This window comes from Yersinia bercovieri ATCC 43970, from assembly GCF_013282745.1.
Classification (GTDB): domain Bacteria; phylum Pseudomonadota; class Gammaproteobacteria; order Enterobacterales; family Enterobacteriaceae; genus Yersinia; species Yersinia bercovieri.
Map to the genome: position 1 here is coordinate 34,770 of NZ_CP054044.1, position 21,294 is coordinate 56,063.

Consider the following 21,294-nt stretch of genomic DNA (forward strand, 5'->3'; position numbering starts at 1 on the left):
TGTATGCCTTAAAACAAATCTTGCTGATTATGGACACTATCAATATTACGCTGACTCAAAAGCCCCCAAGCAAATCTATCAGAAAAACCATACTTAGGGCATAGCTGCGTCATTACCATCAGTGAAGAGACGCCAGTGTCACGCAACTGCGCAAATTCAGCCAGGAACGAACGGTTACGCAACTCACGCAATGCCCGATCACAACGAGGGAGGTAAAGAACCTCCCCACCAAAGTGCTTGACCAACAGTTGCGCGTTCTCATCACCAATGGTTTCACGTAACAACGTGGCGCGGGCTGCGCCAAGTGCGCGCAACCCTTTACCGATTGGGAAGGTGGTGCCACCCAACTTATCGAGCAGGCGGGCTGTGGCTGGATAACCGATCAACTCGGCAATCTGCTGGACAGACTCTGGCAATAGCGCTTTAACCTGCTCAATATCCATCATAATTTACCTCGACGTTTGGCATCGATAATCAATGCCTGCATCAGTTTTGTCAGTTGATCCAGCGGCAACCAATCAACATATCTTACCTGAAACATATGTTGCGCCATAGATTCAGCATAATCCCATGGTCGGTTTGCGTCAGCCAGAAGTGCCTCAATCTTACTGAGTATCGTCTTCTTACTGGCGGGAACGCTGGGGCGACGTCCGCGTTTTGGGGTCGGTTTAGGCTCAAATCCATGAGCCCGCATATAAGCCACAATACGTTCTTGCTGCTCGATGGAACAATGAGCCGAGCTTGTTTTACCGGTAAGTCGATAAATAACATCACGGTAGGTTTCATCGTCCCAGGCTAAGGCAGACTTACCCACATGAATAAGCTGGATCAGTTTTTTGTCCATAACGCCCCCAGCTGAGTACGTAAACCATCACTGACTTTTGTCGCCAAGCCCAACCGGATAAGCCAGTCAGATAGTGTATCCATCGCCTCGGCTGGTGAGGCATGCCAAGGAAAGTTCTCAAAACCCACCAGAGCAAACCACTCGTTATTGAGAGAAGTTAAGGTTAATGATTGTTCAATAACAGTGTGTTGGTTTTGATGCGTCACCAATAAGTTAATCAAAGCGGAAGAACCTACAGAGTACGGGCTACTGTGTTCAAACTTAGTGATGTGTTGGGTTAATTTCCCGCAGCCAGTCAGTAAATCAGCAGTATCCGCTGGAGAGTAACCGCCCAATTCAAGCAGCTTTGCCCGCGAGACGGTAATCTCATCAAAGGCCGACTGGAGCACTTGCAGCAGTTCTTCGCCGTAGTCTTCACCCAGTGCCAGGTGACTTTTTAACAGACCCAAATTAGTCATTTTTTCACCTCATCTAACTGAGCGTGACCGGTCACATCTGTAAGATTTAAAGCGCGTGACTGACGATAAAACCAACATTGTGATTCACCTACAAACGCTGTATTGCAACCGGTAGGTAATGGCAAGTCACAGTGATTGCAATGACCTAACTCAGCCTCTTGCCGCTCCAGTCGCTCACCGTCACAAAAGATTAAAAGCTCAACATACTCGCTGGGGATGTATGGTTTACGACCCGGATTACGGCGCTTACAGCCATCCAGCAACATTTTAAACCCACGGTCAGAGATAACTATTTCAATACGATGCTGGCCGAACTGTGACTTTGCGCGAGCGCGGGAGAGGCGCTTACGCGCCGCTGCCTGCTCTTTACTGTTGTCCTTGGTCATTATCGACACCTCCCTGACTTAAACCCGATAAAAACTCCGGAGCAATATTGAGTCTGAAAAGATTAAAGGATGAAGAAATATCCATTAAGGCACTCAATGCTGTCACTGCGGCTTGTTTATCGCTGCCCTCAGATATGGCTTTAAGCCTGGAGATAATCCAATAGGCGCTAAGTGTTTCTCTGGCTGATAACACGGCATTACGGTATAACTCTTGCTGATAAGCCTCATGATCAGGTTCTGATTTGAGATGATTAAACAACTGGCTGACCTCATCATGAGAAAAGCCGCTGGCTACCAGCATTGCTATACGTTCATCATTTGGTGAGATTTCAATTGCCATTGATATCATCCTCGTCAACGTTATCGTCATAACTCTCTTCAACCAGTCGCGCTTCAAAAAGCATTAATCCCACTGGCCAAAGCAGCATTGTGAAAATAAAGGCAATCCAGTGAATGTTTTTTCTCATCCAACCCAACCGCCGCAGAATGCTGGCCCAGCAATAGCCAAGGTAAATGTAGGTCGCTATGGCCCAACAGATTAAGGTAATTTCTCTGATAGTCATCCTTGCCCCCTTTGTATGTCTGCTGGCTTGGCTGCTGTGAATAACAAAGTGCCAACTGGCGCGTCATTAATCCAACCGAGCGTTTTATTGCCGTTACAGCTAATAACTTGGCCTGTGGGCTTCTGCTCTTTAAGCCCCTCCAGTTGCTCACGCAGTGATAGCAGTCCAGTTGCTAGCGCTATAGTGAGTTCACTGGCTGGACTATTGATAATCTCTGTCAAATACTCGGTGCTTAGCACCTGCAAAGAACTATCGGCGATAACAACAGGCTTCATATGCTCAATGTGAAGCCCACCGGCTCGGCCATTGACGCTGACAACAACATCCCCATGACCTAACGCCCAGGCTTCAGTACGTGTGACCACCTCAACACTGTCAGGAATGCCCTTAACGGAAAAGTAATTAAAACGACTGCCTACAGGGTATTTTTGATTGAATATTTCGGCTGACAACCCTTTTAGAAAATGGCTCATGGCTTCACCCTCCACTGTTTTTTATGGTGTTCAACGGCTTGCTTCATGGCAACGCGCTGCTGGTTCTTGTGAATCGAATTCCCACGACTATCAAAGAAGTTGAAACGCGATTTACCGGGCAGATTGGGATACTCGATCACCACGCTGCCATCCGTCAGGGTGTAAATACGCTTATTGCCGTTATCCTGATATTCCCGGCTGCTGACATGGGCTTTCATGAGCGCTCTCCCCAGCCTTTGAATCTGGCCGCGTCACAGAACCGGGCGCGGGTAAAACACCATTGCTCATTGACGGCCAGCATGGAGGCGTCGGCGGCTGCTCGCCAAACGGGTAACGCATCGGCATATTTGAACTGTTTTTCGAGGGCCGCGGCTTTCAGCGCCAAAGACATAAACTCGGGGTTGGTGACACCCAAAGGCAGGCAGCGCAATTTTTTGGTGCTGACTTTTTTACTGGCGGGTACATTTTTCCAATGAGACAAACGGGGGGTACCCGGCGATTTTGGCGTGACACCGGCTACCCCTGCCATAGCGTAGCAACGCATATTACCGTTCCAGCACCGGCTAACATGGCCTTTGCTGATATCTTTGGCCAACAGTGCGCCGACACGCGCAATGGGTAAGCCAGTAAAGTTGGCCAGTTCGCGGCCAGTGGCAGAACCCAGTATTTTCAGTGCCTGGCGCAAAGAATCGGTTTTAGACAGGTTTTCCATTATGACCTCCCAATCAATGCAGGTTGAGAATCAGTACCATTGACTGCGTGGAGCAAGCTGGCATCTTTACCCGCTCGATATCCAGTATCCGCAGCATCATCAGCCCCACGACACTTTTTGGCTTCTCGCATATCGCCTGATTGCAGCCCAATATCTTTCTGCAATTTACGATGGTAGGCAGTGATTAGGGTTGCCTCTGTATCTGTAACCGTAAAATCTTTAATGACCTGATAAGCGCCTATTACCCACCCCTCACAGAAGGTATCCCCTCGGGCTATTTTGGTGCTGGCTTTAATGCTCTTGCGCATTGACGCGGTATATTCACGGCGGGCTTTCATCATTTGGCGAGAGAGTACGTCAAAGGCATAAGCTGCTATTTGTGGGCGTTCATTCGGGCCGTAGAAAATAACCTGACGCTGAGCGGTAGTGTAATAATTGCGTTTAAAGGTCATATAACACTTAACGCCGAAAGCCCGACAAATAATATCTGCCAGCAGCCCCATATATTTAGGGACAGCCTGAGCATGAGAGGGAGCGCCTTTACTGCCTGCCTCGTTGATTTCCATCAAGTCGATATCAATAGATGTCAGACCATGCTCACGCATCAGGTTTTGAGCCTGACTCATCGCATTGGCAGCTTCATTGGAATTAGTACTGTGCTTAGCCAAATTCAACAGTTTCTTTATTTTGGCGAGATACTTTTCTTTATTCATGATGATGGTTTTCCATTATTTTGGCGTAAGCGCGCCCCTGCGGGTTTACGCCATGTTTAAAGATGATTTAAAAGCGAATTAAATTAGCCCGCAGGCGTTAATGATTCCGTATTATCAAAATAAGGTTCTTTATTAATTTCCACGACAGTTGCCGAATCAAAATCATGGGCTGGGCCAACCGTTTTTACTGATTTGCCCCCGCGTAAAAATTTGCACGGTTGGTAGATGAAAACCTTACCTACGGGATAACGCCGATTAAACTCTCCAGCTTTCATATCAGACTCCAGAGATATCAAGAGGTATTGCCTGATATTGGTCACTGTCACCAATACGCTCATAAACCCGCACATAGGAACGACTGCCGACAACCTGCACCGCTTCGCTGATTGCGTCCATGGCGCGTAACCAGCGTGAGTCCTGAATGTCATAACGACGCAGTGCCAAGACTGCTCCGGTATTGATCTCACCCTCTTTATCAGAGGAGAAAGCCCGGTTGATTATGGTATGAATTTCAGGCTGTGCACCTTTAACCCAATCAGCAAGGCATTCATCAATAAGCGCTTTAGCAGCTTGCAGGCGCTCATCAAAAGCAATGCGGTCTTGCATGGCTCGTTGTATTTTATATTTGCCGTCAAAGTTATATAGCGTGACGTTGCCTTTTTTACCGCCCAGTGAAACATTGTATTCATTGGCTGACAGGTCAACGAACGCGGCGATGTCAGCAAAGGTGGCCAACTTAAACTCGGTCAGCATTTTGTTAACGACCAGTGCGCGATTGATAATGTCACCCACTAATGTGTCGCGCATTTTGTCGATATCTTTAACCAGAGAAATTGGGGTCAGAATACCTTTAGCATCAACCCAGTACCCCTCTGGAGCGGCTTTATCAGTGAATTGTTTGTTATCAGTGGACATGCTTTTTACCTCGTTTGGTTTTAATTAATGCTTCGTGAGCCTTGATTGAAATATGCCCAGCCAACCCGCAAGAAACCGCTTTGGCTATCGCTAAATCATCCTTACCGTCTGTTTTTGATGCTTCACACCGACAATCAACAGCCATCCGGTTTTTACTGTCTGTCGTAATATCAATGATTATTTTTGCCATAACTGGCTATCTCCAGATGATATGAGCGCCGCGCCAGAGGGTCATTTTGACCAGGCTACGGACGCCGTTACGGGTTTCGGTTATCTCAACCGCGCCTTGTTCCCATGCCTTAAAGGGGCGATCAACTTCGATGATCGGACGGCGTAAGCGGGTGTTTAATTCCACCACCTTAATACCGGCGCGTAATAAGCGATTAATCGGCTTCATTAAGGTCGGGTTATTAATAGGTAATTGGCACATGGCTTATTCCTTAATTAATTAACATTTTGGCGGCTTGGCGAACGGCACCTACACCCACGGGTGTTTCATTGATATGGCTAAGGCGAATTGCACCGCGCAGTAACTTAAATAAGCGGCGGGCATTGCCTTTTGATTCCTGATAAAGCGCCTCATTGATATCATCCGCTACCGCAGGCAATACACTGGCCGCAATGGCACTGACATCATCTTTAGGCAGGGCATTACCGATATTGAGTGCAAAGGCCACACGGCTATAAAGCTGGACGAATTCGCCACGTTTCCCCTTCAGGTTAATCAGCAGGCGCGGCATACCGACTAGAACAACACCAATCCCGCTTTTATCATGCAGTCGGCGCAGTACTTCCAGTGACCGATGCGGCAATAATTCCCCCTCGTCAATCAACAAGACATAGCCCGAGTCACGTAATTTATTGCTACATAACTCAAAGGTTTCATGCATGTTGCCGCGAGGGGATAGCCCCAAACGGTTACAGATCTCTTCCAGCAAGACGCGAGCGGTAAAGCTGGGATCAACTTCGATTAACAACGCAGTCGAGTTCTGGCTGGCGTAAGCCTTTAATGCCATGGTTTTACCTAGCCCAGCCTCGCCGTAAATCACATTGATCTCACCGTCAACGTGGGCCATACGGATAATTTCCAGCGCTTTTTTGGATGCTGACGTTGCAACAAACTTCACGTCTACGCGCTGGGCTTTATCTTTCTCGCGAGTACGTTCGAGGAAAGCCTGTACCTCACTATTGACCCTCTCCAAATCCCCGTTATATTTATCTTGTAGATATTGATTGACGGTGGCAGTACTCATACCAATAGCGCGTGAAACCTGTGTTTGGTTGAGGCTTTTACGTTCCATCAGTTCTATAAGGTCATTTTTAATTGTCATGATTTAATTCCTATGTAGTGAATGAGCGGCATTTGATGGGCGTCAAATAGCCGCTTTTTTATTGCCATGTACTTTTAAATATTCATCGCGATCAGATTGGAATAAGAACATCTCTTCCCGGTCATCATTAATGCGTGAGATATCACCCTGGATAAGCGAGCCAAAATCGGGTGCATCATCGGCAGTCAGTACCGGATTAAGCTCGGCGTTAATCTCTTCGGCTTTTTGCTCAACCAGTTTCATACGGCGGCTATGGCGGTCTTTTGCCACTTTCTGGACGTAATCCACAGGGAAGGCGGCGCGGGTATTACCATTCACAATCGCAGTACAGATAAACGAGCCATCAAGGCGGCGAACGGTAACGCTACTGGCATCGTGAATATCGAACTCAACCAGAACTTCTTCGCCATCGACCTGAATTAAACCCTCAGCAAAATATTGGTTATTGAAGATAGACAGCCAACCGCGCTGGGCGGTACGTTTGACTTGCGGACGGAACATGTCGCGCAACTCGATATCGGAAAGGCGATCAATGGTCTCGCTTGCCAGCAATAACTGGCGGTACTCCGTAGCGGTATAGTGTTTACCATCGTCACGGCGGGGTAATTCGCTGTGCCGGTGGGTGGTGTTATAGGCTTCAATTTCATCTTCTATGGCATCGATAAGCTGCTGCCATGAGGGTAATTTAGCCATCGCCGCCTTTTGGCGACTGTTGAGCTCTTTATTCTTCCCCTGTGCATTGAAGGCTGAATTAAGGTCAACGCTGACCATACGAACCGTTTCGCGGTCAGCAGATTTACCGTTATAGGTGGCAAATTTACGGGCGATACGGGCAGGAATTTCGCGGTTAAGCCGCTCAATAATCCCACGTGCCTGCGGGTTACCGGGGATACCTGTAGGGTGTTCCACACCAAGACGCGATAAAATCCCCGTAATATCAGCATCTAATACGTTTGCGGTTTGACCTGCACCGTTATCTGAATAGTAAATCAGGGGTATGCCGTGGCTCTGCATACCGTGGCGCAGTGCATCAGCCACAGCGATCACGTTCTCAGCCAGGCTCAGACTCCAGCCGACGACATAACGTGTCCGGCCATCAATAACCAGCGTGATTTCTGGTGTAAATGGACGGCCATGGTCAGGGTGTGCCACTTTCATTTTCATGCTGTGGCCATCCCCAATCCAAACGCCGTTAACGGGCATTTGTGACCAGTCACGCTTCACATAGGTATTCAGCGCTCGCATGGCAGAACCCGTAACACGGCCACGTTGTTTAACGACGGTTGGCAACTTGTCTAATGCCCGCCGCACGGCATAGACAGAAGGAATTGCGGCGAGCATGGCGGGCTGGTCTGCATACTGCATTTGCCAGTCATGCTCAAAGTTCTCGTAAGCCTCAGCAATGCTTAATCCGTTGGTGGTGCGGTAGTGCGCCATAAATAGTGGCATCCATTTAATGCGCTCAACGGGTTTGCCTTTATTGTGCCCTGGAGCCAATAAAACCAGACGCTCGGAGGGCGTGGCGGCACGTTCATAGTCAACAACCCAACCATTCAGGGTGCGGGTACTGACGCCTGTGCGCAGACCTTTACGGGCATTGGCCATTGCGGCTGCTTTCTGCAAGTTCTCAGGTAAATTATTAGAACGTGACTGGTCACAAATATAATTAATGGCTCGAATGCGTGACAATCCGGCGTTCTGTAAATTGATAACCTCGGTCACCAGAGTGGCGCGGGCATCCGCAATATCACGCTGTAACTTGGTCAGATTGCCGGTGCTACGCTCAAGCAGGGCTGGACATTGGCGCATAAGGTCTAACTCATGCTTGGCTTTTACTCTTGGGTTTAAATCGCCGTTAAATGCCGTTTTAACGGCTTTTTTCTCTGCATTTAAAAGAGAGTTAAGGTGGCGCTCACGAACAACGTCTTGTTGCTGCTCTGTCAGGCAATCGATGTGGTATTCAAATGCCTTGGTGCCAGCGCGTTTACGTTTCAATTCCAGTGAACTACCCGCGCGCTTGTTAAGCGCAGCCCTAATACCTGGCGCAGTCCCAGGCATACCCGGTAACCCAATCAGCTCATTCACAGAAAGAAACATGTTAAGCCACCCTGCGAGTTAAAGCGGGGTAGCGACTCGGCCAAATATTTGCTGGTTCTAAACCCAATGCTTGGGCAATGATTTTTTCCCCTTTTGGGTAAGGGCGATACAGAGCGTTTTTGAGTGTATCTGCGGCTAAACCAGCCTCAATAGACAGGTCTCGCATGGTTACACCTTGTTTATGTAACGATGCAACGATATCTATTCGGTGCATATCGCTACAAGCCACTTCATTTCTATTCATCATTCGATTACCCTAAAAAGTTGAACCGCGCGGATAAGCCGTAAAGGTTATCCGTATGGATAGAGTATTGATCCAAATAGTGGTCACGTAAAGTAAAAATATGACTTTCTTTGCTTCTTATTGTGATCAATTGATTTCAATTATGAATAACGATTAATAATCAAAGAGTTAAAAGGAAAAGAAAATGATTAGTAGTAAAGTTAAAGAATTTACTTTTGAGGCTGAAGGAAAAGAAAAACTCAAAGAGCGTTTGAGGGAGCTTGTTGGTACCAGGAGTGTGCGGGCAGCGGCAAGAGACTGGGGGCTATCTTTCTCCACGTTAAATAATTATTTAACCAAGAGTACTGAGCCTGCTTTTACTGCCATGCAGAAAATTGCACATAAGGAGCAAGTTAGTCTTGACTGGTTAGCATATGGATCAATAGCTGACACGATCACCACCACTAACCATAATCTCAGTGAGGCTGAAAAAGAATATAAAGCTAGAGGGAGGTTAACTAGCGCTTGGCTAGCAGTGCTTGACTCTCTTGATGAAAATGAAGCACAGGCTTTATTAAGAGTGATACACAAGAAGGGGGTTGATGGCATAGTCGAGCTGGCTACTGCGAATTCTCTCGATATAGAGCTACTACAGTTACCAACTGAAGAGAAGGAACGCCTGATGGCGCTACACGAAGCCAAAAAAGGGGCATCTGAAAGTTGTGTAGAAAATAACTCTGGCGACCAATCACAGAAGAAGGTTGGATGATTGCATTATGGTAACGCAATCATCTTTTTTAAACGTTGTTTAAGATCTGATTAGAATGGTTTGAACGATGATCTAATTTGTGCAGAATTGAATGCAAAAAAACGTACTTTTGATTATTTTTATCGTAACCATGCAAAATCGTTGAATTGCCCCGCAAGTCACTCTCTTCAAGGCATCCCGCCTAAATCAGACTCTCCTTAAGCTATGTTAAAATGATCACTCCCCCACACATATTGCGATTTTTGGTCTGTTTAGAGTGCTGTTGCTTACTTTGGGCTTTTTCCCAATCTTCCGCTTCTGGCAGATTTTTACGCAACCAGAGTGCAAAAATAATCGGTAGCAATCCAATGTAGAAAAGCATACGCCAGCCAAATGCCGGAACCACATAGCTATAGGCTTGAGCCGCCAATACTGCGCCAATAGAGAAGCCAGAAATCAGAAAACCACTGGCTTTATTGCGCATATTCTTCGGCCAGCTCTCCATGACATAGGTGGAACTGGAGCCATACTCCCCCGCCATCCCGATGCCAATAATCAGTCGCGCGATAAATAGGGTGGTATAACCGGGCGCTAAACCACAGGCCAGCGTCCCGAAAGAGAACAGCACAATACTGGTGATCATCGCCAGTTTGCGGCCATAACGGTCGCCCATGGCCCCTAGCACCAGACCACCGAACCAGCGTGAAATAAAGGCCGCTGAGATAAGACTGGTGGCTTGAATCAGTGTCAGACCAAATTCTTGTTTAATATCAGTCAGAACCAGAGTAATAAGAACAAAATCGAAACCATCCAGGGCATAACCGATCCAGGCGGCAATAAATGCCTTCCATTGCGCAGGGGTTAGCTGCTTATACCAGCGCAATGGCTTGTCTCCACGAGATCCTACTGAAGTGCTCATATCGTCGCTCTCTCCACCACCAGCCAAATTCACTGGCAGAAACTGTTTTCCCCGCGGCAGGTATAACCATAGCAACCGATTGTTTATCATCACATAATCTGTCACTACCCGATGGTTCTCGCCACATTTATATTTATGTGGTTTTACTCCAAACAAAATACACAAAAGGAGTAAAACTCCATTTGAGTGTATAAGATCAGCCCGCTATTTCAATCACAATGTGTCTAAAACGTGACAAAGATGGCGAAATGCTAGTGTGCGAGAGAGAGGCAACAGGATAACGGGGTATTTACCTCCGCAGGCGGAATATCTCCGTCGCGGGGGCTAGGTATTGCAGCAGAAAATGTATTACCGGTCATCCATTTTGACTGACCGCCTGAGTGGTTTTGCGTTTAATGCTCTCCGCCTGCGCCGGATCAGCTTTAACCAGCAGGGCGTAGATCAGATCCAGCACAAAGAGTTGAGCGATTTTGGTGCCGATGGAGTCCCCTTGCAGCTGCCCCTGACGGTTGCCGTTAATCAGCACATAATCCGCCAGCTCAGTAATAGTGGAACCCATATTGTGAGTCAATGCCACAGTGGTCGCCCCCGCCTGCTTCGCCAGCTTCAGGGCATGCACAGTTTCAGCCGAGGTTCCCGAGTGGCTGATACCAATCGCCACATCACCAGGGCGCATCAAAGAGGCTTGCATATACATAAAATGGTTATTGGTAGCGGCATCAACCCGCAGTCCGATTCGCATTAATTTACCTTTGGCATCTTCCGCCGTGATGCCGGAAGAGCCGACACCAAAAATGCAGATTCGATCCGCCGGACGCAGTAACTTAACCACCTGCTCGACACTCTCGATAGAGAGCAGATTTAGGGTTTCGGATAGCACGTTATTAATCGCCGACTGCAACTTATTGCCAATCGCCAGCGCATCATCGCCCTCTTGCACATCCGCATCCAACAGGCTGTTTTCACTGTTATGGCGGGTTGCCACTTCAATGGCCAGATCCATTTTAAAATCCTGAAACCCTTTATAGCCCAGTGTCCGGCAGAAGCGGATAATGGTGGCTTCACCGGCCTGCGTGTTCGCGGAGAGATCAGCAATAGAAAGGTGAGTCACTTTAGCCGGTTCCGCCAGAATATAGGCCGCAATTCGCTGTGCTGAGCGTGTCAGGCTATTTTGCATCGCACCCAAGGCATCAAGAATTTTACCTGGCTTAAAACGGGGGGCACCAGTCTTCACGCGGACACCTCAAGGGAAAGAGAATTGATGAACAGGGGACATATCTGGGGCGCATCATGACATAATTGGCCCATTTCGTGAAGAACAATGGCTCTGTTATGCGGGATGCACTCCATAAAAAATCGATAAAAAAACCCCGGAGGGCCGGGGAAGATGTCAAAGACAACCTGCATTATTATTATATAAAAATCATAGCGATATAGTATTTACAATAGGCTGTAGTGAACCTTTACCACCACCTTCTTAATGGTGCCGGAGTCGGCAATCTTGCAGCCTGGTTTATGGGGTTCGCCCGGTAAAAACAGCGCAAACATCCCCGGTAGCATACGTAATTGGCTTTTATCCGGAATATCGGCGATGAGTTGGTAGTCGTCATCCGCATGATAAGGTTCCAGATGCTCAGTTGGTGTCAGCGTTGAATACTCAATGCCCTCAATGCCGCTGATCAATAGCTGGACGTCAGCATAGGTGCGATGCATTTCAGCTTTTTTGCTCTCAGCCGGTTGGGTGTCAAACTCCATGACATTCATGAAAAGTAGCTCGCCATCAATGTCATGACGCCCGCAGCTTAGCTCCGCCAGTGGCAACTTGGCCAAATAAGCTAAAACCCATTGAAGTCGCTCTGGCAATCCGCCAAAAAATGTTGTTTGTGTTAATGATCCGCTGATCATATTGACCCTCTATTTTTAATCATAAAATGAATACCCACACTCATTGCGGCGTCAAGAACAAAGGCTGTTTTTTGCCCAGAGTGCGGCCCCCAACAGGCCACTATCCTGCCGATGATGTGCCGCCTGTACCGGTACGCGATAAATTTCAGGTAGCGCTTTTTGCGCACCTATCACCCGCTCCAGATACCCCACTGCCAGCCCGACACTGCCACCCAGAATCACGATCTCCAGATCCAGTGCCATTTTCATGTCTGCCAGCATCTGTGCTATCGCTGTCGCGGAACGGTTAATGATGTTTTCCGCCGGAAGATGACCACGTTGCGCCATTTCAAACACTTTGGCCGCCGCGACCGGCTGTTTCCAGCCCAAGGTTTCAGCACCAATGGCACTGCCGGATGCCACACTTTCGACACACCCACGGCGACCACAGCCACATAGCAGACCATGGGGATCAGCCAGCGTGTGGCCAATATGCCCTGCCAGCCCGTGATTGCCGACCAGCAACTTTTTATTCAAGATAATGCCGCCGCCCACGCCAGTAGATACCGTGACGAACATCATATTATTGACAGAAATCAGACTGTCGCCATTATCACTTAATGCCTGATACTCAGCCCAGGCTGCGGCCTGCCCATCATTGAGCAACACACAGGGCAAGTCAGTGATCGACTGAATACACTCCTGCAATGGGAAATCCGCCAGCCCGCCCAGATTGGCAGGATTCAGCGCAGTGAGGCGGCCACCACTGATAATGCCTGTTGAGGCAACTGCAATAGAATCAACCAGATGCCGATAAGGTGTCACCAAGGTGTCCAGGGCGATAGCCAGTTGTTCCGCCCCGCCCCGTGGCGTTGCCACCTGCTGGCGACCAATCAACATGCCACTCTCGGTGACCACTGCCGCCGCAATTTTTGTCCCACCAATATCCAGTGCTAATACTTTTCCCATCCGGCGTAACCCTCTTGCACCTGTCATAAATGTCATGACATTGACTATGGCAATTTTTTGGCCTTAACTCCATTACTATTTTTAAATTGGAGTTAAGCTCCGATTGAGACATTTATTTACCTTTATCACCATTGCGCCCTGCAAATAAAAGATCTAACATAATGGAGTAAAACTTCACTTAAAATTAAAGATCGGAGCAAAAAACCGTGCGCAATCTGACTGCGAGTGACCCGACCATGAGTAACACCAGTGATCTTCGCCACAAGCTGCAAAATGGCTTAATCGCATCTTGCCAGCCACTCCCCGGCAGCGCCATGGATAGACCTGAAATTGTGGCGGCAATGGCTTGTGCGGCTCTCGCTGGAGGTGCCGTTGGCCTGCGGATTGAAGGTATCGACAATATTCTGGCGGTGCGCCGGGTTACAGATGCGCCAATTATCGGCATTATTAAGCGCGACCTGCCGGATTGCGAGGTGAGAATTACTCCGTGGCTGGAAGATGTCGATGGCCTGAGTGCCGCCGGTGCCGATATTATCGCGTTTGATGTCACCTGCCGCGCTCGTCCGGTCTCGGTTGAAGAGCTGTACCAACGAGTGCAGGCGACCGGCCGCCTGGCGATGGCGGATGCTTCCAATCTTGACGATGGCTTGCTGGCCCATCGATTAGGTATCGATTTTATCGGCACCACTCTATCCGGCTATACCCAAAAAATCGTGCCTACCGAACCGGATCTGACGCTGGTTAATCAGTTGGCCAAAGCGGGTTGTCGGGTGATTGCGGAGGGCCGCTATAACTCGCCAGCTCTGGCAGCCGCCGCGATTTCAGCGGGTGCTTATGCCGTGACTGTCGGCTCGGCCATTACCCGAATCGAACATATTTGCGGTTGGTTTTGCGAAGCAATCAAGCAGCATCAAGCCGCAAAACTGACTGAATACTAATGGCTATTAGCCCATCCGGGCTACCCACTCTCTCTGATTTATAAGGATGCGTATGAAAAAGTTAACCGGCCTGATAGCAGCTCCGCACACCCCCTTTGATGAGCAGGGTGAGGTCAACTATCCTGTTATTGACCAAATTGCCGAGCATCTGGTCAATGATGGCGTGAAAGGGGTCTATGTTTGCGGCACCACTGGCGAGGGCATTCACTGCTCAGTTGAAGAGCGCAAGAACATTGCTGAGCGCTGGGTCAAGGCGGCACAAGGCAAACTGAGCATCACCCTGCACACCGGCGCGCTCAGCATCAAAGATGCCGTCGACCTCTCTCGCCATGCAGAAACACTGGATATCTTCGCGACCTCCGCCATCGGCCCCTGCTTCTTTAAGCCCGGCAATCTTGATGATCTGATAGCCTACTGTCAGGCCATCGCGGCCGCAGCACCCTCGAAAGGCTTCTACTATTATCACTCTGGGATGTCTGGGGTGAATTTGGATATGGAGCAGTTCCTGATCAAAGCTGAATCCAAGATCCCTAACCTTTCAGGCATCAAATTCAATAATGCGGATCTCTATGAGTTCCAGCGCTGCCTGCGAGTGAGTGGCGGTAAATTTGATATTCCATTTGGCGTAGATGAACATCTGCCGGGGGGTTTGGCCGTGGGCGCTATCGGCGCAGTCGGCAGCACCTATAACTATGCAGCCCCACTGTTCCACAAAATCATTGCTGACTTCAATGCGGGCAATCAAGTGGCGGTACAGCGCAGCATGGATCAGGTTATTGCGCTTATTCGTGTGCTGGTTGAATTTGGCGGTGTTGCCGCCGGCAAAGCGGCGATGCAGTTACACGGTATTGATGCCGGTAATCCACGTCTGCCACTGCGAGCACTGACCAAAGAGCAGAAGCAAACAGTGGTGAACAGAATGCGTGACGCAATATATTCTGCTTAATTGAATGATGGCAGTAATAGCAAACAAAGTCGCCTGAGCGGAGAGAACAGGCAGATCGTAAAGACGCCGTAAAATCATCCCTGATGGCTCGAGCCGCGCCCTCCCTGGCGCGGACGCTTTACTCTTCTACCCGTCCTCTCCATTCCAGATCGCGTCATCGGGGTTTGTATCAGTCTGAGGCCGGATATCCGGCCTTTATTATGACCAAGACCAAGAGTTAGAGGGAGAGCAATTTAGTCAGTGACGGCGCGAAATAGTAGCTGCCAGTCACCGGTTTGCTAAAACCAAGTAGCAGATCATGCTTGCCATCTATTGAACCAAACATGCTTAATAATTGCTGCTCGATATTGTGCAAGCGCGCGCAATAAGCAATAAAATATAAGCCATGTTTGCCACTGGCTTGGCCATAAGGCAGGCTTTGGCGCAAAATTTTCAGCCCCTTACCATGCTCTTTCAGATCAACCCGACTGACGTGGGAAGTGTCTGGGCGTTGATCCGAAGGCAACTCCTGACTGTCATGCTTGGTGCGCCCAACAATTTGTTCTTGTTTATGCTCAGGAATACGCTGCCATTTTTTCAGGTCGTGCTCATAACGCTGAACCAGAACATAACTGCCGCCCGCATCCTCTTCACCATCAGCAATCACCGCCACCTCTGGCCGGCTATCGCCCTGCGGGTTTTCAGTGCCATCAATAAAGCCGGTAAAATCACGCTCTTCAACCCAGCGGAAACCGTGGGTCTCCTCTTCAACTGCAATAGCATCACCAAAGGCCGCAACAGCCGCTTGCGCTAAGGTAAAGTTGATATCCTGACGCAGTGATTGGATATGAATCAATAGATCGCGCTGAGTCGCAGGGGCAACCATTGGCGCTTTACCCAGTGGGACAAAAGGCTTTAACTCTTTCGCGCCCTGCCCATTGGATAGATCATGCCAAATGTCAGAACCGAAAGCGATAACGGCACCTAGATGTTCATGAGGAAATTGTTGCTGCAACTCTTGTAATGAATGGCAGAATTTTTTGCAGCCCTGACGAATGGCATCAAATTCGCCCTGCACTCTTGCTTCCATAAATATGGCAAAACGGCAATGCTCCAGCAAAATGCCACTCTGTACTTGAGTCATCTTTTTTCCTTACTAAAATCCATATTGATAATGCTGAATATCATAGCTGAAACGATTTAAATAACCTTGCGTCAACGCAAAATAAAATAGAGAAGGGAGATGAGAATATTATTAAGGCGCGAGAAATATGCCGCGCCTTAATAGCATGACAATAAAAACTATTGGCTACTATTTCGCCATATAATCTTACTCACCTTCCAGCTTTTTAGCGTGTCATCAGAGGGCATCAAGCCTTCAGGGCCATGCCAGTCACCGTCAAATAAGTAGCTGACATGCTTGCTATCCGGTGCGACGCACTCTATTTGCGCGGCGTCATCACCATGCCCCTGGCGGCAAACACCAAAGGCTTTTTTATATAAATCACCAAATGGAGTACCAATTTTGACACCCCATTGGCTAGGAATATTTTTATCCATTACATCGATACGCTCTACCGTACCTTTTGGCTGACCGGATATCACTAGCTTAATTTGCTCCTCTTGCATCGCCTGATAGAAAGAGACTAATTTGCCATCATTGGTTGCCATTCCACTGCGTAACCGATAATCACCTTTCAGCCCCTCTTTAATCTCATTTTCGGCCAGCGGCGTGCTGGCAGTAATCCCGCCGACCCCCTGATCAGTCACCTGCAAGCTGCTACTGCCGCTAAACCAATTGAGCGGAGAGAGGCTTGACCAGGAGAGACCGGACATACTTGAACACCCGGCCAGCAACAAAGGGGCACCCAGTAATAACAACCGCACCCCAGACAACCGTGGGCGAATATTCATCTAAAGCTCCTTAAAAAAACCACTGCATCCAGTAAGCTTCTCTGCAAAGAGTGCGGCGCAGAGACAGAGTTATGGGCAGTTGAAAAATGATAACCAGTGGTTGGAGTCTTCAGCGCAGAAAAAGTGCCATTGCCACGCAGGCATTGATCGCTATCACTGGTCAGCGGCGCATCTAATTTACTGCGCTACCCAGATGAAAGCCACTGGCGGTGGTTGATAAAACCCACATCGGCCCTATTTAATTGCCGGGTATTGAAACTTCTGCATGTTTTAACTTAAATTTGGTCTACTCTTGAGTACCTGAGAGGCTTTTATCGCCTCCCGTTTTAGACGTAATTATTCATTCATTGAAGGAGCAATATAATGAAAAAATTAACCTTAGCTGCAACGCTCATGATGTTATGCGGTGCGCCACTATTAGCCCACAGCGCGACCGACACCACGAAAGGCGGCTTTGATGGCCCGGCAACCACACAGACTCAACCGGCAACTCAGGGCGGATTTACCGGCCCTAGCGCCACGAACACCACTGTGGATAAAGTCAAAAGTATGCGGGATGACGCCCGTGTGACCCTGCAAGGGAATATTATCGAGCGGCTGGGCCACGACACTTATACTTTCCGCGACGCCACTGGCACCATCACGGTTGATATTGATGACAAACGCTGGAAAGGCCAAACCATCACGCCGCAAGATAAAGTACAAATCGAAGGGAAAGTGGATAAAGACTGGAACTCAGTAGAAGTGGATGTGAAGAATATTAGTAAGATTCAATAATTATCAAGATTCAATCATTCATTTTTAACCTCGGGTACTGTATCTCAGTGAGTTCAGTACCCGATAATACCCCTAACACCTATGCTCTCCTCAACGAATCATCATCAAAGAAAAATATAAAATTCAAATATATTTAATATATTTACTGTGAAGAAATGTTTATTATTTGTTTATTTAAAGCCAATTAAAATAACACTATGATTAAATTTATCAGGCATACCAAGATAAATCGCCTGAGATAATAATTTATACAAATAAAAAATAAATAAGGAAAAACGCAATGATAAATAACGACCACTATTCAATAAACACCAAATCAGAAACAATAGAATTAGAGGGCAAGTTAGAAAATAATAAATTTGAGGTAGATTTAAGGCAAAGAAATTATATTATTAGTAATGCTGACGGCACTGCCACCTTAACTTTCAAGAACAGCAAAAAAGAGAATTTAGTATACATCCCCGGAGAGAATTGTAGCTATCTACTAGATAAAGAATCTGGCCATAAAGTGACGTTTTCTAACGCTGGTTATGCTGGATATAACCAAGCATTAGCCAATTTACAGGAAGCTGCCGATGAGATAGAACACGCACTTTTCAATAATTATGACCTAACCATAGATGGAGATGGAGATATATATAGAGATGCCATAACAGCAAACAAACATTATAATAAGGTAATTAACGACTCTAATTTTACTCATCAAATACTTTACCAAAATTATAACGAGGGAGATATCCCCACCGAATTAATTTTACATAAAATCAATAATGTCATTGAGGTAGTGGATATTAAAATTAGAATCTTGATTTCCAAGCAGAACGAAAAAATAGATAATCTTAATGCAATGAAAGATGAAATCACTAATTACAACAAGCTGTTACATGATATTAATAATAATATTGACAGCAAAAAAATAGATCGCCTTAATGCGGAAAAAAAGGCATTTTCTAATTATAAAAATCTGCTTCATGATTTGAATAATCATATAGTTGATAATCAAATGACTGGTATTAAAGAGATGATTATTGAAAATGTGACATATGACTCAAAAAAATTCATCACCTCTAATAAAACCAACTCCCTCCAGGTTAATTCTCTTGATGATTATTTTGACTATACAAATAACGAGTCGGAATGTATTAACCCAGAAGGGTATCCATACGATGTAATGACTGAATGTATGTCTGAATTCAGCGATAAGACGCAGAGCTCGGAAGTACTGTATGTGATTACACCCTTTGATAATTTCAATCTTCCAACCATAGCTACGACCCATTAATAATAAAAAATTCAATACCCACTTTCCCTCATCTGCTGAGGGAAAGTTTATTCTGATTACGCCAACTACCCCTCAATACTCCTGATCCACAATCAGCCGTTTGCCCAACATAATCGTGTCTTGGGTTTCGTAATCGAGTTTTTCATACATGCCAATTACCGCGTCATTGTCTTCGCGCACCATGATATTGAGCTTTGGGCAGCCGCGAGCAATTAGCTTTTTCTCGAGGCGGCTGATCAGCGCATTGGCAAAGCCACGGCCACGGAAATCGGGATGAACCCCGAGATAATAGGCCGAGCCACGGTGGCCGTCATAACCGCCCATCACTGAGCCGACAATCGCGCCGCTGACCTCTGCGACTAAAAACAGTTCGGGATCATGGTTCAGCTTACGCTCAATATCCATTTCTGGATCGTTCCAGGGCCGCAGTAAGTCGCAATGCTCCCACAACAGAATGACCTCTTCAAAATCGTTTTGCTGAAATACGCGGATTTCCATGGATATTCGCACCCTTGAGTCAAATGGATATGCTGGTTATGACACAATATTATATCACCCAATAATAAAGTGATATTTCCCATCGTGATAGTGCTAATGATATTTGAGCATAATCAGATAAATTTCGTTCGGCTTCCGGCTCAATAAGCACTAATCCACACCGAGAGTACAACAATGGCGTCAAATCGGGGTATACTTGGCCCCTGAAAACTTCCCGATAACTAGAACCCCGCTGATGAATTTACCCGATATCGCCCTAATCAAAACCTATCTGCTGGATTTGCAGGATAAAATCTGTGTCGCTCTGGCCGCAGCCGATGGCAGTGCTACCTTCGCAGAGGAGAACTGGACCCGTGAAGAGGGTGGTGGCGGGCGCAGCCGGGTATTGATTAATGGCGCGGTATTTGAGCAGGCAGGGGTTAACTTTTCCCATGTTTCAGGTGCGACACTCCCGGCATCCGCCACCGCACATCGTCCCGAATTGGCCGGCCGCAGTTTTCAGGCACTTGGCGTATCACTGGTTATTCACCCGCTCAGCCCCTATTTACCCACCAGTCACGCCAATGTGCGCTTTTTTATCGCCGAGAAACCGGGCGAAGATCCAGTGTGGTGGTTTGGTGGCGGCTTTGATTTAACGCCATTTTATGGCTTTGAAGAGGATGCGGTTCACTGGCATCAGACCGCCTATCAGCTGTGCCAGCCTTTTGGTGAGCAAGTCTATCCGCGCTATAAAAAATGGTGCGATGACTATTTCTATATTAAGCATCGTAACGAAGCTCGGGGCATTGGCGGCCTGTTTTTTGACGATTTGAATAGCCCCGATTTTGATAGCTGTTTCCGCTTCACTCAGGCGGTGGGCGACGGCTTCCTCGCTGCCTATTTACCCATTGTTGAGCGGCGCAAAGCACTGAGTTGGGGCGAGCGCGAACGCCAGTTCCAGCTCTATCGCCGTGGCCGTTACGTTGAATTCAATCTGGTCTGGGATCGCGGCACTTTGTTCGGCTTACAAACCGGTGGGCGCACAGAGTCTATTTTGATGTCCCTGCCGCCACTGGTGCGCTGGGAATATAACTATCAGCCGGCGGCTGAGAGCGCGGAAGCGGCATTGTACCGCGATTTTCTGCCGGTCAAAGAGTGGCTAACTGCAGGAGAACAGCACTGATGCAAATTTGGGTTGATGCAGACGCCTGTCCGAATGTGATTAAAGAGGTGCTGTTTCGCGCCGCAGATCGCACCGGCATCATGGTCACACTGGTGGCGAATCAGCCACTAAAAACACCACCATCAAAGTTTATCCGCACGTTACAGGTTGCTTCCGGTTTTGATGTCGCCGATAACGAAATCGTGCAGCGGGTTGAGAAAAATGATCTGGTGATCACCGCCGATATCCCACTAGCGGCAGAGGTGATTGAGAAAGGCGGTATCGCACTCAATCCACGGGGGGAGCGCTACACTCCTGATACCATCCGTGAGCGGCTGAATATCCGTGACTTTATGGATACTATGCGCGCCAGCGGCATTCAGACCGGTGGCCCTAACACCCTCAATCAGCGTGACCGCCAGCAGTTTGCCAATGAGCTGGATAAGTGGCTACAGCAAGCCGGCAAGGCCCGATAAGTCAAAACCCGCCGAGGCGGGTTCAATACTCAAAGTCATTGGCGTTGCAGCCAGGCAGCAGTTGAGGTAATCCCGATGAGCTGACATCAGTAACTGATTCGGGTGACC

At 47.8% G+C, this 21,294-nt stretch carries 30 protein-coding genes and 1 pseudogene; 7 read left to right on the top strand and 24 right to left on the bottom strand.

From position 1 onward, the window contains the following. Positions 1–8 precede the first annotated feature (8 nt). From HRK25_RS00215 to HRK25_RS00295, 17 genes are all read right to left on the bottom strand, one after another. The gene (locus tag HRK25_RS00215) at positions 9–443 is read right to left on the bottom strand and encodes a Mor transcription activator family protein (protein WP_005276820.1); all 435 of its coding nucleotides are present in this window, start codon (positions 441–443) and stop codon (positions 9–11) included. Continuing rightward, a complete protein-coding gene (locus HRK25_RS00220; RefSeq protein WP_032898418.1) occupies positions 443–844 on the bottom strand; it encodes a gp16 family protein in 402 nt (133 codons plus the stop codon). The genes HRK25_RS00215 and HRK25_RS00220 overlap by 1 nt, the downstream gene beginning before the upstream one ends. Next, on the bottom strand, positions 829–1,302 hold the full coding sequence (locus HRK25_RS00225) for a hypothetical protein (protein ID WP_032898417.1): 474 nt from the start codon (positions 1,300–1,302) through the stop codon (positions 829–831). Before HRK25_RS00225 ends, HRK25_RS00220 begins: the two co-directional genes overlap by 16 nt. Continuing rightward, positions 1,299–1,688, bottom strand: coding sequence for a hypothetical protein (locus HRK25_RS00230; protein ID WP_032898416.1), 390 nt, complete (start codon positions 1,686–1,688; stop codon positions 1,299–1,301). The genes HRK25_RS00225 and HRK25_RS00230 overlap by 4 nt, the downstream gene beginning before the upstream one ends. After that, positions 1,669–2,028, bottom strand: a complete 360-nt coding sequence (locus tag HRK25_RS00235; RefSeq protein WP_032898415.1) for a hypothetical protein — start codon at positions 2,026–2,028, stop codon at positions 1,669–1,671. Before HRK25_RS00235 ends, HRK25_RS00230 begins: the two co-directional genes overlap by 20 nt. After that, entirely contained in the window at positions 2,018–2,251 is a 234-nt protein-coding gene (locus HRK25_RS00240) for a hypothetical protein (protein WP_032898414.1), read from the bottom strand. Before HRK25_RS00240 ends, HRK25_RS00235 begins: the two co-directional genes overlap by 11 nt. Then, the gene (locus HRK25_RS00245; RefSeq protein ID WP_050413696.1) at positions 2,248–2,724 is read right to left on the bottom strand and encodes a hypothetical protein; all 477 of its coding nucleotides are present in this window, start codon (positions 2,722–2,724) and stop codon (positions 2,248–2,250) included. Before HRK25_RS00245 ends, HRK25_RS00240 begins: the two co-directional genes overlap by 4 nt. Continuing rightward, positions 2,721–2,942, bottom strand: coding sequence for a hypothetical protein (locus HRK25_RS00250; protein WP_032898413.1), 222 nt, complete (start codon positions 2,940–2,942; stop codon positions 2,721–2,723). Before HRK25_RS00250 ends, HRK25_RS00245 begins: the two co-directional genes overlap by 4 nt. Further along, entirely contained in the window at positions 2,939–3,436 is a 498-nt protein-coding gene (locus HRK25_RS00255; RefSeq protein WP_032898412.1) for an ANR family transcriptional regulator, read from the bottom strand. Before HRK25_RS00255 ends, HRK25_RS00250 begins: the two co-directional genes overlap by 4 nt. Beyond that, positions 3,436–4,149, bottom strand: coding sequence for a DUF2786 domain-containing protein (locus HRK25_RS00260; RefSeq protein WP_032898411.1), 714 nt, complete (start codon positions 4,147–4,149; stop codon positions 3,436–3,438). Before HRK25_RS00260 ends, HRK25_RS00255 begins: the two co-directional genes overlap by 1 nt. 83 nt (positions 4,150–4,232) lie before the next feature. Further along, positions 4,233–4,424: a hypothetical protein gene (locus tag HRK25_RS00265; RefSeq protein WP_005276809.1), complete on the bottom strand. Its 192-nt coding sequence runs from the start codon at positions 4,422–4,424 to the stop codon at positions 4,233–4,235. 1 nt (position 4,425) lies between these two features. After that, positions 4,426–5,064, bottom strand: coding sequence for a DUF3164 family protein (locus HRK25_RS00270; protein ID WP_005276806.1), 639 nt, complete (start codon positions 5,062–5,064; stop codon positions 4,426–4,428). Next, positions 5,054–5,254, bottom strand: coding sequence for a hypothetical protein (locus HRK25_RS00275; protein WP_032898410.1), 201 nt, complete (start codon positions 5,252–5,254; stop codon positions 5,054–5,056). Before HRK25_RS00275 ends, HRK25_RS00270 begins: the two co-directional genes overlap by 11 nt. A gap of 6 nt (positions 5,255–5,260) precedes the next feature. Continuing rightward, entirely contained in the window at positions 5,261–5,494 is a 234-nt protein-coding gene (locus HRK25_RS00280; RefSeq protein WP_005276801.1) for a hypothetical protein, read from the bottom strand. 10 nt (positions 5,495–5,504) lie between these two features. Then, on the bottom strand, positions 5,505–6,395 hold the full coding sequence (locus tag HRK25_RS00285) for an ATPase (RefSeq protein ID WP_005276797.1): 891 nt from the start codon (positions 6,393–6,395) through the stop codon (positions 5,505–5,507). Between the two features lie 42 nt (positions 6,396–6,437). After that, positions 6,438–8,492, bottom strand: coding sequence for a Mu transposase C-terminal domain-containing protein (locus tag HRK25_RS00290; protein WP_032898409.1), 2,055 nt, complete (start codon positions 8,490–8,492; stop codon positions 6,438–6,440). Between the two features lies 1 nt (position 8,493). Beyond that, positions 8,494–8,736 carry a helix-turn-helix domain-containing protein gene (locus HRK25_RS00295; protein ID WP_032898438.1) on the bottom strand — a complete coding sequence of 81 codons (243 nt, stop codon included), beginning with the start codon at positions 8,734–8,736 and terminating at the stop codon, positions 8,494–8,496. Positions 8,737–8,920: 184 nt separating this feature from the next. On the opposite strand from HRK25_RS00295, the gene HRK25_RS00300 reads away from it, so the two are divergent. Then, positions 8,921–9,484, top strand: a complete 564-nt coding sequence (locus HRK25_RS00300) for a transcriptional regulator (RefSeq protein WP_005276793.1) — start codon at positions 8,921–8,923, stop codon at positions 9,482–9,484. Positions 9,485–9,713: 229 nt separating this feature from the next. Here the strand turns inward: HRK25_RS00300 and HRK25_RS00305 are convergent. The 4 genes and pseudogenes from HRK25_RS00305 to HRK25_RS00325 all read right to left on the bottom strand — a co-directional run. Continuing rightward, positions 9,714–10,382: pseudogene (locus HRK25_RS00305) on the bottom strand (MFS transporter); the annotation flags it as partial. A gap of 355 nt (positions 10,383–10,737) precedes the next feature. Further along, on the bottom strand, positions 10,738–11,559 hold the full coding sequence (locus tag HRK25_RS00315) for a MurR/RpiR family transcriptional regulator (protein ID WP_478212746.1): 822 nt from the start codon (positions 11,557–11,559) through the stop codon (positions 10,738–10,740). A gap of 263 nt (positions 11,560–11,822) precedes the next feature. After that, positions 11,823–12,287, bottom strand: a complete 465-nt coding sequence (gene nanQ / locus HRK25_RS00320; protein WP_005276787.1) for an N-acetylneuraminate anomerase — start codon at positions 12,285–12,287, stop codon at positions 11,823–11,825. A 51-nt stretch (positions 12,288–12,338) separates the two neighbouring features. Beyond that, entirely contained in the window at positions 12,339–13,235 is an 897-nt protein-coding gene (locus HRK25_RS00325; protein ID WP_005276785.1) for an N-acetylmannosamine kinase, read from the bottom strand. A 236-nt stretch (positions 13,236–13,471) separates the two neighbouring features. Between HRK25_RS00325 and HRK25_RS00330 the strand changes: the two genes are divergently transcribed. Next, positions 13,472–14,173, top strand: coding sequence for an N-acetylmannosamine-6-phosphate 2-epimerase (locus HRK25_RS00330; protein WP_071984931.1), 702 nt, complete (start codon positions 13,472–13,474; stop codon positions 14,171–14,173). A gap of 52 nt (positions 14,174–14,225) precedes the next feature. Next, a complete protein-coding gene (locus tag HRK25_RS00335; protein ID WP_032898408.1) occupies positions 14,226–15,119 on the top strand; it encodes a dihydrodipicolinate synthase family protein in 894 nt (297 codons plus the stop codon). Positions 15,120–15,336: 217 nt separating this feature from the next. Here HRK25_RS00335 and HRK25_RS00340 read toward each other — a convergent pair whose 3' ends face one another. Beyond that, positions 15,337–16,242, bottom strand: coding sequence for a Dyp-type peroxidase (locus HRK25_RS00340; protein WP_005273395.1), 906 nt, complete (start codon positions 16,240–16,242; stop codon positions 15,337–15,339). A 158-nt stretch (positions 16,243–16,400) separates the two neighbouring features. Beyond that, positions 16,401–17,012, bottom strand: a complete 612-nt coding sequence (locus HRK25_RS00345; protein WP_005273393.1) for an RpoE-regulated lipoprotein — start codon at positions 17,010–17,012, stop codon at positions 16,401–16,403. A gap of 363 nt (positions 17,013–17,375) precedes the next feature. Here HRK25_RS00345 and HRK25_RS00350 point away from each other — a divergent pair, with 363 nt between their 5' ends. Further along, complete coding sequence (locus HRK25_RS00350) at positions 17,376–17,789, top strand: YgiW/YdeI family stress tolerance OB fold protein (RefSeq protein ID WP_005273390.1); 414 nt, start codon at positions 17,376–17,378, stop codon at positions 17,787–17,789. A 280-nt stretch (positions 17,790–18,069) separates the two neighbouring features. Further along, positions 18,070–19,071: a hypothetical protein gene (locus HRK25_RS00355; RefSeq protein ID WP_005273388.1), complete on the top strand. Its 1,002-nt coding sequence runs from the start codon at positions 18,070–18,072 to the stop codon at positions 19,069–19,071. 72 nt (positions 19,072–19,143) lie between these two features. Here HRK25_RS00355 and HRK25_RS00360 read toward each other — a convergent pair whose 3' ends face one another. Next, positions 19,144–19,569, bottom strand: a complete 426-nt coding sequence (locus HRK25_RS00360; RefSeq protein WP_005273382.1) for a GNAT family acetyltransferase — start codon at positions 19,567–19,569, stop codon at positions 19,144–19,146. Between the two features lie 235 nt (positions 19,570–19,804). Between HRK25_RS00360 and hemF the strand changes: the two genes are divergently transcribed. After that, entirely contained in the window at positions 19,805–20,731 is a 927-nt protein-coding gene (hemF, locus tag HRK25_RS00365; RefSeq protein ID WP_005273381.1) for an oxygen-dependent coproporphyrinogen oxidase, read from the top strand. Beyond that, positions 20,731–21,186: a YaiI/YqxD family protein gene (locus tag HRK25_RS00370; protein ID WP_032897515.1), complete on the top strand. Its 456-nt coding sequence runs from the start codon at positions 20,731–20,733 to the stop codon at positions 21,184–21,186. The genes hemF and HRK25_RS00370 overlap by 1 nt, the downstream gene beginning before the upstream one ends. The last annotated feature ends 108 nt before the right edge of the window (positions 21,187–21,294 follow it).